The organism is Acrocarpospora pleiomorpha, assembly GCF_009687885.1.
Classification (GTDB): Bacteria; Actinomycetota; Actinomycetes; order Streptosporangiales; family Streptosporangiaceae; genus Acrocarpospora; species Acrocarpospora pleiomorpha.
The window spans coordinates 109,420-124,305 of record NZ_BLAF01000026.1; the positions used below are offsets into that span (position 1 = coordinate 109,420).

Consider the following 14,886-nt stretch of genomic DNA (forward strand, 5'->3'; position numbering starts at 1 on the left):
GCCCACCCGCTCCACGACGAAAACCCATGAGGAATGACAATGGCTTCCGTGAACATGGCCGATGTCAAGCGGCTTCGTGAGCTGACCGCCGCCGGCATGATGGACTGTAAGAAGGCGCTGGAGGAGTCCGAGGGCGACTTCGACCGCGCGGTCGAGCTCCTGCGTCTCAAGGGCGCCAAGGATGTCGGCAAGCGGGAGGCCCGCACGGCCTCCAACGGCCTGGTCGCTCTCCAGCAGGAGGGTGACGCCGCCGCGCTGCTCGAGCTCAACTGCGAGACCGACTTCGTCGCCAAGGGCGAGCGTTTCCAGCAGCTCGCGGCCGAGATCGTCGCGCACATCCTGGCCACCCGCCCGGCCGACGTGCCCAGCCTGCTGGAGTCCGAGCTGGCCGGAAAGTCGGTCAAGGAGCACCTGGACGAGGCCAACGCGGCTCTCGGTGAGAAGATCGAGATCCGCCGGTTCTCGGTGCTCGAGGGCGGCTACATCGGTGCGTACATGCACAAGACCGACCCGCAGCTGCCGCCGGCCGTCGGCGTGCTCGTCCAGCTGGACTCGGCCAACGCCGAGGTCGCCAAGGACATCGCGCAGCACGCCGCGGCGATGGCGCCGAAGTATCTGGACCCGACCGCCGTCCCCGGCGAGGTCATCGAGAAGGAGCGCGCGCTCTTCGAGGAGATGACCCGCGAGGAGGGCAAGCCCGAGCCCGCGATCAGCAAGATCGTCGAGGGCCGGATCAACGGGTGGTACAAGGACTTCACGCTGCTGGAGCAGGCGTTCGTGAAGGACAACAAGAAGACCATCAGGAAGTACGCGGACGAGGCGGGCGTCAAGGTGCTGGCCTTCACCCGCTTCAAGGTCGGCCAGGCATAGTCTGGGGGCAGTCCCCGTGAAACGCCTGAGGAGCTGACCCACGGACACCCGCTCAGCTTGAACCGCCACACCGAGGAGGCCGCCGACGTGCAGGAAAACACCGAACCCGCCACGCCGGCGGCCCCGTCGTACGACGGGCCGCTGCGCTGGAAGCGTGTGATGCTGAAGCTGTCCGGGGAGGCCTTCGCGGGCGGTGACTCGCTCGGCATCGACCCGGTCACCGTCGGCAAGCTCGCCGACTCCATCGCCGAGGCCGTCCGGGAGGGCCTGCAGGTCTCCGTGGTCGTCGGCGGCGGGAACATGTTCCGCGGCGCCGCGCTGTCGGAGCGCGGGATCGACCGCGCCCGCGCCGACTACATGGGCATGCTCGGCACCGTCATCAACTGTCTCGCCCTTCAGGACTTCCTGGAGAAGCGGGGCATCGAGACCCGGGTCCAGACCGCGATCACGATGCAGCAGGTGGCCGAGCCGTTCCTGCCCAGGCGTGCGATCCGGCATCTGGAGAAGGGCCGGGTCGTCATTTTCGGGGCGGGGCTCGGCTCGCCGTTCTTCTCCACCGACACCTGTGCCGCGCAGCGCGCCCTGGAGATCGGTGCGGAGGCCCTGCTGAAGGGCACCAAAGTGGACGGTGTATACGATGCCGACCCCCGCAAGAACCCCGACGCGGTGCGCTTCGACCGGCTGGAGTACAGCGAGGTCCTGGCGCGCGACCTCGCGGTCATGGACGCCACCGCGATCAGCCTGTGCAAGGACAACGGCCTGCCCATCGTCGTGTTCGAACTGATGGGAGAGGGCAACATCCTGCGGGCGGTCCGCGGTGAGAAGATCGGCACGCTGGTGAGTCCGGCAGGGAAATAGGGAGCCGCAGTGATCGAGGAAACCCTCTTCGAGGCCGAAGAGAAGATGGACAAGGCGGTGACGGTCGCCAAGGAGGACTTCGCGGCCATCCGGACCGGCCGGGTCACGCCCGCGATGTTCAGCAAGATCAACGTGGACTATTACGGGTCGCTCACGCCGATCCAGCAGCTGGCGTCGTTCCACGTCCCCGAGGCGCGGATGGTCCTCATCCAGCCGTATGACAAGGGGTCGATGAGCGCGATCGAGAAGGCCATCCGGGACAGTGACCTCGGCGTCAACCCCGGCAACGACGGCGTGATCATCCGTGTGGTCTTCCCCGAGCTGTCGGGCGAGCGGCGCAAGGAGTACATCAAGATCGCGCGTACCAAGGCGGAGAACAGCCGGGTGTCCATCCGGAACATTCGCCGGCACGCCAAGGAGACCCTCGACAAGCTGGTCAAGGACGGCGAGACGGGCGAGGACGAGGTGCATCGCGCGGTCAAGGAGCTCGACGACCTGACCCAGAAGCATGTCGCGAAGATCGACGACCTGCTGAAGCACAAGGAAGCCGAGCTGCTGGAATTCTAGGCGGCGAACCGGTCGGCGGGCCGGTGGCGTCATCGTGATCCTTGTCCGCGCGCAGCCGCGAACGTCGCGGCGCCGTCTTGGGCAGGGATCACGCGCATATAGGGAGTAAACGGCTTGGACGGAACGGGCGACAACGGTATCGGCGACGCACCCCCGGCCTCCCCGGAGGCGGGCGGGAGCCGTACCGGGCGGAATCTGCCTGCGGCGATCGGGGTGGGGGCCGTGCTCGCGGCGCTTGTCATCGGGTCGGTCTACACGGTCAAGCCGTTGTTCCTGGTCGTGGTCATGGTCGTGGTCGGCGTCGGCGTGCACGAGCTGGTGAAGGCGTTCGGGTCGCGGCAGATCCGGGTGCCGCTGGTGCTGCTGCTGGCCGGGCTCGCGGCGATGCTGGCCGGTGCGTACTACGGCGGGCCGGTGTCGCTGGTCGGCTCGTTCGCGGTCACCGTGTTGGTGCTGCTGGGCGTGCGGACATTTCAGGGCGCGGACGGGTTTGTACGGGATGCCACGGCCAGTGTCTTCGTCGCGGTCTATCCGGCACTGCTGGCCGGTTTCGTGGCGTTGCTGCTGCGCCCGGACGATGGAGCCGGCCGGGTGGTCACCTTCGTCGCGATCACCGTCGCCAGTGACATCGGGGGATATGTCGCGGGAGTCCTGTTCGGGCGGCACAAGATGTCACCGATCATCAGCCCGAAGAAGACCTGGGAGGGTTTCGCCGGGTCCGCACTGGCCTGTGTCGTGGTCGGGGCCTGGCTGGTGTCGTGGCTGCTCGGCGGCGCGCTGTGGCAGGGCGCGATCCTGGGCGCGGTCATGGTCGTCTGCGCCACCATCGGCGACCTGATCGAATCGATCATCAAACGCGATCTGGGCATCAAGGACCTGGGCACCCTGCTCCCCGGCCACGGCGGCGCGATGGACCGCCTGGACTCGCTCCTGTTCGCCCTGGTCCCGTGCTGGCTCCTGCTAAGCTTTTTCGTCCACTAAACGCCGATAAATCGGCTTAAATGCGGGTGTGCGGGGCTAGCCGACTGGACAGCACCTCGTGCCCGCGCTCCGCCGCGAGCCGCAACTCGGTGTCCGTGATCGGCACAAGCCACAGCCACTGTACGGCGTCGCCCCCAAACGCAAATCCCGAAATATCCGGCAACCCCGCCGGCTCCGCCAGCAAGATCACGCCCTCGTGGCCGTTGCCCAACGGGAACGTGCCAGGCTGGTGATACCAGCGTGCCGTGTGCCCGTGCCCCAGCCAGGTCACCGACCGCCACGGATACTGCCCCAGCCACAGGAACAACCGCGCCGCCACCCGCGGATCCTGCCGGGTCGCCACCGCGAGCTCCACCCGGGTAGGCGTGTCATACAGCTCAGCCGTCGGCATACGCTGACAACTCATCCCCACCGTGGACAGGATCGTGTAATCCCGCCCAGGCCGCTCCGTCACCCCGATCCGCGGCAACCCGCCCGCGCTGGCGTCCCAATACCGCCCTGGCGGCCCCAACCGGCTGTCCAGATGCCCCATCACGAACTGCTGGAACGACGTCCAGCTCCCCTCCGCCTGCCGCCACTCCCAGTACGCCCTGGCCTTGCGCACCCGCGGCGCCAACCCGTCCAGCGCCTCCGCCAGCGCCCAGGCGAACGGCGATTCCCCCAGCGCGTCGCGCGCGTACCCGGGCATGCCCCGATCGAGATCGGCCCAGCTCGGGATGACGGCCAGCAGCTCCTCGCCCTCGTACAGCGCGACCCCGTCCCCCTCCTCGAACCACAGCACCCGCAGCCGCGTGCCGTCGAAGGGTTCGGTGCCCTGCGGGTAGCGGGTGTGCGAGCGCGGCATGATCGGCGGCAGCCCCGCGTTCAGCCTGCCAAGATCGACAGAGGTCGGCGCGGGCACATGATTGGCCAGCCAGACCGCCCCATGGACGATGCCGCCCGGGTCGCGCAGGTAAGCTACGGACGACACCTGATCGCACTCGACGGACAGCGTGCGGCTCCCGTAGGGATTGGCGCTGGTGAGCATGCTGTCCAAACCTCACCTCCGATCAGGACTCTAAGGCCGCTTCCCGCCGTCGTTAAGTGCAGTCGCGGCGATGAGTATCGAGATCCGAAGGATGGGCAATGACCGAGGCGCCTCAGGCGGGCCAGCTGACCTTCATCGCGCCGCGCCGGGCCAAGCCGCAGCGGCACCTGGCCGACCTGACCATGGCCGAACGCCGGGCGGCGGTGGTGGAGCTCGGCGAGAAGGCGTTCCGCGCCGACCAGCTCTCCCGCCACTATTTCGGCAAGCTCACCGAGTCCGCCGACCAGATGACCGACCTGCCCGCCGCGTCCCGCTCGGTGCTCGCCCAGCTGATGCCCGACCTGCTCAGTCCGGTACGGGAGATCACCTGCGACAACGGCACCACCCGCAAGACGCTGTGGAAGCTGTTCGACGGCTCCCTGGTCGAATCGGTGCTGATGCGCTACCCCGACCGGGCCACGATCTGCGTCTCCTCCCAGGCCGGCTGCGGCATGAACTGCCCGTTCTGCGCCACCGGCCAGGCCGGCCTGACCCGCAACATGTCGACCGCCGAGATCGTCGGCCAGGTCGTCGCCGCCGCCCGCACGCTGGCGAAGGGCGAGGTCCCCGGCGGCCCCGGCCGGATCAACAACATCGTGTTCATGGGCATGGGCGAGCCGATGGCCAACTACAAGGCCGTCATCGGCGCGGTCCACCGCATGGTCGACCCGTCACCCGAGGGCCTGGGCATCTCCGCCCGCGGCGTCACGGTCTCCACCGTCGGCCTGGTCCCCGCGATCGAGAAACTCTCGAACGAGGGCCTTCCGGTCACCCTGGCCGTCTCCCTGCACGCCCCCGACGACGAGCTCCGCGACACCCTCGTCCCGATCAACACCCGCTGGAAGGTCGCCGAGGTCCTCGACGCCGCCTGGGCGTACGCCGCCAAGACCAAACGCCGCGTCTCCATCGAGTACGCGCTGATCAAGGACATCAACGACCAGGAATGGCGCGCCGACCTCCTCGGCCGCCTCCTCAAGAACAAACTCGTCCACGTTAACCTGATCCCGCTCAACCCCACCCCCGGCTCCAAGTGGACCGCATCTCGCCCCGAGGACGAACGCGCCTTCGTCCACCGCCTCGAACACCACGGCGTCCCCGTCACCGTGCGCGACACCCGGGGCCGCGAGATCGACGGCGCCTGCGGCCAGCTCGCCGCCGCCAACCCCACCTCCTGACCGGGCTTCGCACGGGTGCGCATGTATTTGCGGGGTGGATCCTCGTAAGTTGGGAGTATGACTCTTCCGAAGATTGTGTCTGCCGAGGAGTGGCAGGCCGCACGTGATGAGCTGCTGATTGAGGAGAAGGCGGCCACGAGGGCGCTGGACGCGCTGGCCGCCAAGCGGCGGCGGCTGCCGATGGTGGAGTTCCGCACCGACTACGTGTTCGACGGGGCCGCGGGCAAGGCGGATCTGCTCGATCTGTTCGACGGGCGGCGGCAGCTGATCGTCTACCACTTCATGCTGGAGCCTGGGGGAGAGGCGTGCCTGGGGTGTTCGAGCTTCACCGACAACATCGGGAATCTGGCGCACCTGCACGCGCGGGACACGACGTTCGTGCTGACGTCGCGGGCTCCGCTGGCCGAGGTCGAGAGCGTCCGGCGGCGGATGGGGTGGACGGTGCCGTGGTACTCGACGGCCGGTGGGGCCGATTTCAACGGGGACTGCGGGGCGCGGATCGATCAGGGGTTCGGGCTGAGCGTCTTCCTGCGGGATGGCGATCGGGTGTTCCGGACATACTTCACGACGTCGCGTGGGGTGGATCGCATCAGGCCCGACTTCGAACTGCTGGATCTCACGCCGTACGGGCGGCAGGAGACCTGGGAGGACTCGCCTGAGGGATGGCCGCAGACGCCGCCGTACGGGTGGTGGCGGTATCACGACGAGTATCTGTAAGCCTAGGGACGGGCGCGGCGAAGCCCGGCGTATCCGAATAGGCCTAAGCCGATCCATATGGCCGCTGAGACGACGATGGCGGGGAGCCGGGTGGCCAGGTCGCCGTGGTTGGCCGCGTGCATCCAGGTCATGGCGGGAAATGTCGCCCAGACCGATGACGACCCTGCCATCAATATGGCGAAATATCCGCCGATGAGGGCGACGATGGAGATCGCGGGGGAGGGGAGGATGGCGCGGCTGGTGAGGGCGCCGATGACGGTTCCGGCCAGGATGGCCAGGGCGTGCAGGCCGATCCCGGTGGCCAGCGTGCCCACCGGCGGCATCCCCGCGAAGCCCCCGACCAGCGGCCAGACCAGGGCGATCAGGGCCAAGATCGTGTTGCACGCGAGCGCCGCCAGCAGCCCGCTCGCGACCTCCGCCCGCCCGACCGCGGTGAGCGCGATCATGCGCTGCTCGTCCGGTTCGGTGTCCAGCAGTCCCCGGGCCGCCCACGCGAACGCGGGGATCAGGATCGCCGCCGAGTCCGCGTACGAGCTGAGCTCGTTCCCCGCCGGAACCCCCGTCGCGTACAGCAGGCTGATCACGACGAGCAGCAGGAGCAGCGGCTGGAACGCCCGGTGGGAGCGGGCATAACCGGCGATCCGGAATCGGGTCAGGGCGATCATTCGGCGGCCTCCACGGTCTCGTCCTGGCTCAGGAGCGGTTCGTGGCCTTCCGCCCGGAGTTGCGCGGCCAGCAGGCTCGCCCGTGACAGCGGCAACCGGACCGAGACGTTCAGGATGGGTTCGGCCGCTTGCGTGGCCATCGGCAGGACGCGGGAGTCGCGGACCTCGTAGCGGGTGACGTTCGGGAGGGTGCGCAGGTCGCCCTGATGGTCGCTGGCGACCACGATGCCGCCCCGGGTGGCGATCGCGTCCACGGTCAGCGCGATCTCGGCGCGGGCGGCGGTGTCCAGGCCGGCGAAGGGCTCGTCCAGGATGAGCAGGTCGGGGCGGCAGAGCAGGGCCTGGGCGAGACCCACCTTGTGCGCGCTGCCCTTGGACAGGTCGGGTAACCGCTGGCCGAGCAGGTGCTCAATGCGCAGGCGGGACGTCCACTCGTCGATGGCCGTTTCGTCCACTTTCCGGATCGCCGCCAGGTGGCGCAGGTAGCCGGCGACGGTGAAAGGCTGGGCGGCGGGGAAACGTTCGGGGGCGTACCCGACGATGGCCGGGCGGCCGGTGACCGTGCCGCGGGTCGGGCGCAGCAGGCCGGCGATCACTCTGAGCAGGGTGGACTTGCCGGAGCCGTTGGGTCCGACGACCTCGATCACGCTGCCGGGGGCCAGCTCCAGGTCGACCTCGGCGAGTACCCAGGGGTCCTTACGCCGGTAGCGGAGGTAGAGGTCGGTTATGCGCATGATGCCGGAAGGATATGCGGAAATGCCCCGCTGACTGGAGTCACACGCGTGTAGATCCCAATAATGGGGCGCATGCTTCGCAGACGAACCCCCCTCGCGGCGCTGGCCGTCGCCGGTTTGACCTTACTCACCCCCGCTGCCGCGCACGCGGAGGCGTACACGCCGGGCTCGGCCGGGCTGGGGGATCCCTACTTCCCACACGCGGGCAACGGCGGGTACGACGTCGATCACTACGACCTCAATCTGCGCTTCAACCCGAAGACGGACGTGCTCAAGGCGACCGCGACGATCGCGGCCACCGCCACGAAGAACCTGTCCCGCTTCAACCTCGACTTCTCCGGCCTGAACGTCCGGAAGGTGGAGGTGGACGGGAAGAAGGCCAAATTCCGCCGTAAGGGCCAGGAGCTCACCATCACCGCCGCCCACGGCCTGGCCGAGGGCGGCAAGTTCACCGTCAAGATCGAGTACGACGGCAAGCCCAAACCGGTCAACGACCCGGAACTCGGCGTCACCGGCTGGATCCACACCAAGGACGGCGCGACCGCGCTAGGCGAGCCCGACGGCGCGCGGACGTGGTTCCCCGTCAACGACAACCCGAAGGACAAGGCCACCTTCGCGTACACGGTCTCGGTTCCGGTGGGCCTGACCGTGCTGGCCAACGGGGAGCCGCGCAATGTCGGGATTGTCCGCGTGCGTAATGGCTGGTCGTCGGTGAAGTGGGAGATGCGCGAGCCGATGGCCCCCTACCTGGCCATGGTCGCGATCGGCAAGTTCAAGGTCAGCCAGGGGGTGGCGGCGGGGGTTCCCAACATCACCGCGTACGACCCGGTGCTGGCCAAGACGTCCAAGCACCTGCACAAGACCACCGCCAAGGCCACCGAATGGGGCGCCAAGTACTTCGGCCCCTACCCGTTCTCCTCGACCGGCGGCATCGCCGACAAGGTGGACGTCGGGTACGCGCTGGAGACCCAGGGCCGCCCGGTCTACGACGGCGACGTCACCGACGACCTGCTGATCGTGCACGAGATCGCCCACCAGTGGTTCGGCAACAGCGTCGGCCCGCAGACCTGGAAGGACATCTGGCTCAACGAGGGCTTCGCGACCTACGCGGAATGGCTGTACGAGGAGACCCACAACGGCCCCACCGCCCAGCAGACGTTCGCGAAGCTGTACAAGAACAAGGGCGCGTTCTGGAACCTCAAGACGGGCAACCCCGGCCGTAACGGCATGTTCGACTGGGAAGCCGTCTACCAGCGCGGCGCGATGACGCTGCAAGCGCTCCGCCAGAAGATCGGCGACGACACGTTCTTCGAGCTCCTGCCCGCCTGGGCCGAGAAGCACCGCCACAGCACGGCGACCACCAGAAACTTCATCGACCTCGCCGAGGAACTGTCCGGCCAGGACCTCGACCCTCTCTTCAACGCCTGGCTCTACAAGGCAGCCAAACCAAAGCTCTAGCCACGAAACGGCGCCGGGTCACTCACCGTTATCCGGCGCCGTTAACGCCACTCGTGGCTCTCGCCGCACCGCCGCCAAAAGCGGCCAGGCATCCCGTTAAGGTGCCTGGTGTTGGTTGAGGCGTGGAGGGGGTCGGGTGCTGTGTCGGGGGAGCGGCAGCAGGGATTGCGTGCGGACTGTGGGCGTTGTTTTGGGCTGTGTTGTGTTGCGCCGGCGTTTGCCGAGTCGGCTGACTTCGCGGTGGACAAGCCTGCTGGGCGGCCGTGTGTCAATCTGAAGGGTGATTTCCGGTGTGGTATTCACTCGGAGCTCCGGGAGCGGGGGTTTTCGGGGTGTACGGTATTTGACTGTTTTGGGGCTGGGCAGAAGGTTGCGCAGGTCACTTACGGGGGGCGGGACTGGCGGCGGGTGCCGGGGATCGCGAGTGAGATGTTCGATGTGTTCGCGGTCATGCGGCAGCTTCATGAGTTGCTCTGGTATCTGGCCGAGGCGTTGACGCTGGATGCGGCGCGGCCGGTCTACGGGGAGCTCGAACGGGCTTTTGGTGCGACGGAACGGCTGACGTTGGAGAGTCCTGAGGTTTTGGTGCGGTTGGACTTTGGGGCGGTTCGGCAGGAGGTCAACGCGCTGTTGCTGCGCGCCAGTGAACTCGCCCGCGCGGAGTTCCAGCGGAAGAAGGATCGGCGAAGGAAATCTGATTTCCGGGGTGCCGACCTCATGGGTGCCGATCTGAAGGGCGCGGATCTGCGTGGTGCGAGTTTGCGTGGTGCGTATCTGATCGGTGCCGATCTTCGGGGTGCGGACCTGCGTGGAGCTGACGTCATCGGGGCTGATCTTCGTGCGGCGAAGATCGCCGGAGCTGATCTGACCGGAGCTGTCTTCCTCATCCAGTCGCAACTTGACGCGGCCAATGGTGACGCGACGACCAAGTTCTCGCCGTCGTTCCGTCGCCCCGCGCACTGGCCGGACGTGTCGCAACCGAAATGACGGGAAAAGTCACCAAGTGGCCGACCCTCAAGATCCTCAAAGCCTTCAAGATCCACCGAATCCGCAAGATCCACCGAATCCGCAGGACCCACAAGATCCGCAGGGCTCGCGAAGTCCGCAGGGTTCGCGAAGTCCGCAAGGCCCGGTCGACTCGCTGCGGGTTCCGCGTTACGCGGGGCCTGCCACGTTCGCCCGGCTGCCCCGCCTGGACCAGGTTTCGCACGCTGATATCGCCATCGTCGGGGTGCCGTTCGACAGTGGTGTCTCTTATCGCCCCGGTGCCCGGTTCGGTCCCACCGCCGTCCGTGAGGCCAGTCGGCTGCTGCGTCCCTACCATCCGGGGCTGGACGTCGCCCCGTTCGCGGTCGCCCAGGTGGCCGACGCGGGAGACATCGCCTGTAACCCCTTCAATATCGACGAAGCCGTTGAGACCATCCAGGACGCCGCCGCCAGCCTCATGGTCGGCGGCACGCGCCTGATCACGATCGGTGGTGATCACACGATCGCGCTTCCCCTGCTCCGGGCGGTCGCCCGTGAACACGGGCCGGTCGCGCTGCTTCACTTCGACGCCCACCTGGACACCTGGGACACCTACTTCGGTGCCGCCTACACTCACGGCACCCCGTTTCGTCGCGCTGTCGAGGAGGGGCTGCTCGACACGGAGGCGCTCACGCACGTCGGGACTCGCGGGTCTCTCTACTCCAAAAACGATCTCCCCGAGGATCGCCGCCTCGGCTTCGGCGTCATCACCAGCGCCGACGTGATGCGGCGCGGGGTAGACGAGATCATCGACGCCCTCCACCAGCGCGTCGGCCGCCGTCCTCTCTACATCAGCATCGACATCGACGTCCTGGACCCGGCGCACGCCCCCGGCACCGGCACTCCGGAAGCAGGCGGCCTCACCAGCCGCGAACTCCTCGAGATTCTCCGCGGCCTGGCCACCACCCAACTGGTCGCCGCCGATATCGTCGAGGTCGCCCCCGCCTACGACCACGCCGAAATAACCGCCATTGCCGCCTCCCACATCACCTACGACCTGACCACTCTCCTCACCTTGACCCGACCGTCATAACCTAATCATTGCGATAAAGTCTTAATCACTCTCTATCGGAGGTGGTTATGGACGCGCGTGAGCTGGCGGAGCTGGTAGAACTGGTGCGGGCCAGCGGCACTGACCTGGCCGACGTAGAGATCAAGGCAGCCGGGGGCGGGCTGTCAAAGAGCGTCAGAGAAACGATCTCAGCATTCGCCAACGGTCACGGCGGGACGCTCATCCTGGGATTGGATGAGCGGGAAGGATTCCTCCCGGCGGCAGGTTTCGACGCGAAACGCATCCAGGAGAGTCTGTCCGCCGCGTGCGCGGACGAGATGGAACCCCCGGTGCGAGCAGACATCCGGATTGTCGTGTTTGAGGGGGCCATGCTCGTTCTCGCCGAGATCCCCGGACTCGGCCCTCGGTTCAAGCCCTGCTATGTAAAGGCACGTGGCGAATACGGAGGGTCCTTCATCCGAGGGGGAGACGGCGATCGACGTCTCACCGACTTCGAGATCCACCTTCTGCACACGAACCGTGGTCAGCCCAGAGATGATCTGTCAACGGTCGAAGGCGCGACCCTGGATGATCTGGACGCGGACGAGTTGGCATACCTGCTGCGGCGGCTTCGGCAGCGGCAGCCGCGCGCCTTCGCCGGACTTGATGATCGGGCGGCGCTACGACGCTTGAACGTCCTTGACGGAGGAGCCGCCGACGTGCCCACGCTCGCCGGGATGCTTACTTTCGGACGATACCCTCAGCAATGGTTTCCCCAGTTGAACGTGACGCTGGTGGTGTATCCGGGGATCGACTCGGGAGACACCCCTCCCGGAGGACCGCGGTTTCTGGACAGCCGCGCGTTCGACGGGCCGATTCCGCACATTGTCGAAGAAGCCGTCGCAGGTGTGATTCGCAACATGGCGGTGCGTGCATACGTCGAGGGCGTCGGCCGACGTGACGTCTACGATCACCCAGTGGAGGCGATCAGGGAGGCGCTGGTCAACGCGCTCGTGCACCGGGACTACTCGCCGTACTCGCACGGCTCGCCCGTTCAGATCACCATGTACGTCGACCGCATGACGATCGCCAACCCCGGAGGGCTCTACGGCGCTGTCACCGAGGAAGACCTGGGGCGGGAAGGTGTCACCTCCTCCAGGAACCCGGCGCTGATCAAGCTTCTTCAGGACGCCCGGCTGCCGGACAGTGATCGTACGGTCTGCGAGAATCGAGGCAGCGGAATCCCGGCCATGTTCCGTGAACTACGGCAGGTGCACGCCGCGCCGCCCGAATTCCGCAATCGCATCTCCCGCTTCACCGTCACCTTCCGCAAAGGGCTGGACCTGCCCGCACAGAAACCGTTCAGCCACGGGACGAGTGCCGTTGACTCGGTCCTCGCGGCGGTCCCGCGGGCGCGGTTTGTCAGCAGGAAGGAGGTCCAGGACGCCAGCGGGCTGCCACAGGCGACGGTCATCCGGCAGTTGAACAGGTTGATCGAGGCCGGGCTCGTGATCGCCGCTCCCGCCGGCAGATCGCCCCGGAGGCGCTACCGGCGGATTTGAGGTCAGCGGAATCCTGAGATCACCGTGGCTTCCCGAACGGCCCGTCATCAGGGCCTCGATTTCACTAGCGCCTGGTCCGTTTGCGATCCGGGGACCTGCTACCGGGTTCGGCCTGGGTGCCATCCGAACCCGCCGCGTTTCCGCTGTTGTCGGAGGAGGGGATCGGGGTCGGCGTGACGCGCTTGACCTTCTTCAGCGGCTCTGTCTGCTTCGGCTGTGTCTGCTTTGGTTCTGTCGGGTGCTTGGGCTCAGCTTGTGTGGGCCTGCGTCTGCTCCTCAGGTCGCCCGCCGCGGGCCGCTGTTCGTCCCCGGTTTGGATGACGTCGGTGTCGAGATAGGCCTCGAATGCCTCGGTGTTCGCTTCGGTGCTCGGCCACGGCTCGTATCCCGTGTCCTCCTCGCTCGACGCGTACTCGGTCGTCTTCGCGCCGCGTCCGCCCTTCGCTCCGGAGTAGACGTTGATCAGGACTCCTGTCGCCTGGGGGTCGCGGAGCGCTTTCTGCACCACGAGCGGGGCTGATGGGCCGTTGTACGCGAGCCGCAGCAGCTCGGGCTCGCTGAGGAACTCCGGTGGAGGCCACGCGTAGGCCACCAGGTGGGTGGGCACCTTGCGCATGAAGATGTTCGGCAGGACGTCGGTCAGGACCAGCCAGCACTTGAGGCAGCAGAGCTTTCCTACGCCCAGGTTGTAGACCCCGGGACGGGTCCGGGCGACGGCCAAGGCTCGCATTTCCGCGTGGATCTCCCCTTTCCCGTTGGCGGCATAGGGGACGGCGCGGATGCGGCCGTGCTGTTCTTCCAGCGCCCTCAGGAACACGATGGACTTGCGCAGGCGGACGTCGAAGCGTTCGTTCGCACGCTTGGTGACCAGTTCCTCCCGTCCAGGGCGGCGTTTCTTCTTGAGGGCCAAAATGCTCTGCACCTGTTGCTCGGCGTCTTGGTCGTTCAACGCGCGTGAGGCGCGGAGCAGCATTTCGAGGTCCTGCCCCATGTAGCCATCCGGGAAGTTGGCGAAGATGCCGATCTCGCGATCCTTGTGCAGTAGCGCGACGCACACACGATTCCCCTCCAACGTCTGCAGCACGTCGGACAGCCGATCGAGCGCGCGGGCGTGGCTGAGATTCGGATCCCCGGCCATTTCCTTCAGCCAGGCATCGTGCACGGGGTGTGCGGCACGCACGTCCTCCTGCCGGTTCGTCAGATGGGTGGTCAGCCATTCGCCGGCCTCGGGACGCGTCGCCGACTGGTCGTAGCCGACGCCACTCATCTCGGCCCTTTTCATGCCGGTCTCATTGGGCAACAGTGCCGCGTTCTGGAGAGCTGTGAGTTTCGCGTCGAAGGCTGTTCGCCGCTCGGCCGTCCCGAGCGCTTTGCGTATCGGCGTCAGATCCACCGGTGGGACGGGTGGCTTCGTCCAGTAGAGTTCGGCCAGCATTCCGGTGGCGTCGGGTTCGTTTAGATTCAGCGCTCTGCCGATGACGCGCCACAGTTCCCCCTGGCGGTTGGCGTACGGCGCCAGCGCGAAGGGCTGATCCTGGACTACTTTGCGTACCGCGTCGAGCCAGTCTTGTGCCAGCTGCGGAGAGCGGTGGGTGGGGCGCCGGAGCGCGGCCAGCAGCCGCCTGGTCGTTTCCGGTTCCATGGCGGTGAAGTTCGCGAGGGCGAAGAGATTCTGGAATGGCATGCGCTTCCGGAGCGCTTCGTCGAGGTCCGCGAGCGAATCGCCGGGTTCGATATCGCCGGGTTCGATGACGAATTCGACGTCGGGCGGGATGGTGGGCCCGTCGTCAGGCGAGATGGTGATCTCGATGGTGGGTTCGATGGTGATCTCGACGTCAGTCTCGATGGGCATTTCGACGTCAGGCTGGATGGTGGGCTCGAAGTCCACCAAGCGGGGGTCGGCCGGTATCGGCTCCCGGGGGAGGTCGAAGAGGTCGGAGTCGTCGGAGGGTTCAACGAGCTGCGGCACCGGTGTGATTTTTGTAAGAGTGCGCTTCTTCTTGGTCAGCGAGAGGGGCGGGCGTTGTGGCGGGGAATCCCTGGTCAGGTCGATGACGCCGGTGGCCTGCGGCCTGGGTCTCCCGGCACGCGAGGGGCTCTTCTCACGCGGGGGCGGGAAAGTCGGCCCCCCAAACCCCAGCCGCCTGTTCTTCGGATTCTCCTCCGGCATGGACATGACGTGCTCCCAGTCTCGTGGTCACCCCATGATCTTCACC

Annotated in this window: 14 protein-coding genes; 10 read left to right on the forward strand and 4 right to left on the reverse strand. The window is 67.0% G+C overall.

Annotation, left to right across the window (positions count from 1 at the left end; all coding sequences use genetic code 11):
• Positions 1-39: 39 nt before the first annotated feature.
• The 4 genes from tsf (at position 40) to Aple_RS23480 (ending at position 3,276) form a co-directional block, all read left to right on the forward strand.
• Complete coding sequence (gene tsf / locus Aple_RS23465) at positions 40-870, forward strand: translation elongation factor Ts (RefSeq protein WP_155346821.1); 831 nt, start codon at positions 40-42, stop codon at positions 868-870.
• A gap of 87 nt (positions 871-957) precedes the next feature.
• Entirely contained in the window at positions 958-1,728 is a 771-nt protein-coding gene (pyrH, locus tag Aple_RS23470; RefSeq protein ID WP_155346873.1) for a UMP kinase, read from the forward strand.
• A 9-nt stretch (positions 1,729-1,737) separates the two neighbouring features.
• On the forward strand, positions 1,738-2,295 hold the full coding sequence (gene frr, locus Aple_RS23475) for a ribosome recycling factor (protein ID WP_155346822.1): 558 nt from the start codon (positions 1,738-1,740) through the stop codon (positions 2,293-2,295).
• A 114-nt stretch (positions 2,296-2,409) separates the two neighbouring features.
• The gene (locus Aple_RS23480; RefSeq protein WP_246264727.1) at positions 2,410-3,276 is read left to right on the forward strand and encodes a phosphatidate cytidylyltransferase; all 867 of its coding nucleotides are present in this window, start codon (positions 2,410-2,412) and stop codon (positions 3,274-3,276) included.
• Between the two features lie 16 nt (positions 3,277-3,292).
• On the opposite strand, the gene Aple_RS23485 is transcribed toward Aple_RS23480, so the two are convergent.
• On the reverse strand, positions 3,293-4,303 hold the full coding sequence (locus tag Aple_RS23485; RefSeq protein ID WP_155346823.1) for a suppressor of fused domain protein: 1,011 nt from the start codon (positions 4,301-4,303) through the stop codon (positions 3,293-3,295).
• Positions 4,304-4,401: 98 nt separating this feature from the next.
• Between Aple_RS23485 and rlmN the strand changes: the two genes are divergently transcribed.
• Together rlmN and Aple_RS23495 are read left to right on the forward strand one after the other, a co-directional pair.
• Positions 4,402-5,517, forward strand: coding sequence for a dual-specificity RNA methyltransferase RlmN (rlmN, locus tag Aple_RS23490; RefSeq protein WP_155346824.1), 1,116 nt, complete (start codon positions 4,402-4,404; stop codon positions 5,515-5,517).
• Between the two features lie 57 nt (positions 5,518-5,574).
• Positions 5,575-6,234: a DUF899 domain-containing protein gene (locus Aple_RS23495; protein ID WP_155346825.1), complete on the forward strand. Its 660-nt coding sequence runs from the start codon at positions 5,575-5,577 to the stop codon at positions 6,232-6,234.
• A gap of 2 nt (positions 6,235-6,236) precedes the next feature.
• Here Aple_RS23495 and Aple_RS23500 read toward each other — a convergent pair whose 3' ends face one another.
• Positions 6,237-6,899 (reverse strand): hypothetical protein, encoded by a 663-nt coding sequence (locus Aple_RS23500; RefSeq protein ID WP_155346826.1) that lies wholly within the window; start codon positions 6,897-6,899, stop codon positions 6,237-6,239.
• Positions 6,896-7,633 carry an ABC transporter ATP-binding protein gene (locus tag Aple_RS23505; RefSeq protein WP_155346827.1) on the reverse strand — a complete coding sequence of 246 codons (738 nt, stop codon included), beginning with the start codon at positions 7,631-7,633 and terminating at the stop codon, positions 6,896-6,898. The genes Aple_RS23500 and Aple_RS23505 overlap by 4 nt, the downstream gene beginning before the upstream one ends.
• A 72-nt stretch (positions 7,634-7,705) precedes the next feature.
• Between Aple_RS23505 and Aple_RS23510 the strand changes: the two genes are divergently transcribed.
• From Aple_RS23510 to Aple_RS23525, 4 genes are all read left to right on the forward strand, one after another.
• Entirely contained in the window at positions 7,706-9,091 is a 1,386-nt protein-coding gene (locus Aple_RS23510; protein ID WP_155346828.1) for a M1 family metallopeptidase, read from the forward strand.
• Between the two features lie 429 nt (positions 9,092-9,520).
• On the forward strand, positions 9,521-10,078 hold the full coding sequence (locus Aple_RS23515; protein ID WP_308805517.1) for a pentapeptide repeat-containing protein: 558 nt from the start codon (positions 9,521-9,523) through the stop codon (positions 10,076-10,078).
• 154 nt (positions 10,079-10,232) lie between these two features.
• Positions 10,233-11,150, forward strand: coding sequence for an agmatinase (gene speB / locus Aple_RS23520; RefSeq protein WP_155346875.1), 918 nt, complete (start codon positions 10,233-10,235; stop codon positions 11,148-11,150).
• Positions 11,151-11,197: 47 nt separating this feature from the next.
• The gene (locus tag Aple_RS23525; RefSeq protein ID WP_155346830.1) at positions 11,198-12,670 is read left to right on the forward strand and encodes an ATP-binding protein; all 1,473 of its coding nucleotides are present in this window, start codon (positions 11,198-11,200) and stop codon (positions 12,668-12,670) included.
• A gap of 64 nt (positions 12,671-12,734) precedes the next feature.
• Here Aple_RS23525 and Aple_RS23530 read toward each other — a convergent pair whose 3' ends face one another.
• Positions 12,735-14,846, reverse strand: coding sequence for a hypothetical protein (locus Aple_RS23530; protein ID WP_155346831.1), 2,112 nt, complete (start codon positions 14,844-14,846; stop codon positions 12,735-12,737).
• Positions 14,847-14,886 lie beyond the last annotated feature (40 nt).

Coding starts and splice junctions, on each gene's coding strand:
- Aple_RS23485 (WP_155346823.1), bottom strand. CDS start 4,303: ATGCTCACCAGCGCCAATCCCTACGGGAGCCGCACGCTGTCCGTCGAG.
- rlmN (WP_155346824.1), top strand. CDS start 4,402: ATGACCGAGGCGCCTCAGGCGGGCCAGCTGACCTTCATCGCGCCGCGC.
- tsf (WP_155346821.1), top strand. CDS start 40: ATGGCTTCCGTGAACATGGCCGATGTCAAGCGGCTTCGTGAGCTGACC.
- Aple_RS23515 (WP_308805517.1), top strand. CDS start 9,521: ATGTTCGATGTGTTCGCGGTCATGCGGCAGCTTCATGAGTTGCTCTGG.
- Aple_RS23505 (WP_155346827.1), bottom strand. CDS start 7,633: ATGCGCATAACCGACCTCTACCTCCGCTACCGGCGTAAGGACCCCTGG.
- Aple_RS23495 (WP_155346825.1), top strand. CDS start 5,575: ATGACTCTTCCGAAGATTGTGTCTGCCGAGGAGTGGCAGGCCGCACGT.
- Aple_RS23500 (WP_155346826.1), bottom strand. CDS start 6,899: ATGATCGCCCTGACCCGATTCCGGATCGCCGGTTATGCCCGCTCCCAC.
- Aple_RS23510 (WP_155346828.1), top strand. CDS start 7,706: ATGCTTCGCAGACGAACCCCCCTCGCGGCGCTGGCCGTCGCCGGTTTG.
- Aple_RS23530 (WP_155346831.1), bottom strand. CDS start 14,846: ATGTCCATGCCGGAGGAGAATCCGAAGAACAGGCGGCTGGGGTTTGGG.
- Aple_RS23525 (WP_155346830.1), top strand. CDS start 11,198: ATGGACGCGCGTGAGCTGGCGGAGCTGGTAGAACTGGTGCGGGCCAGC.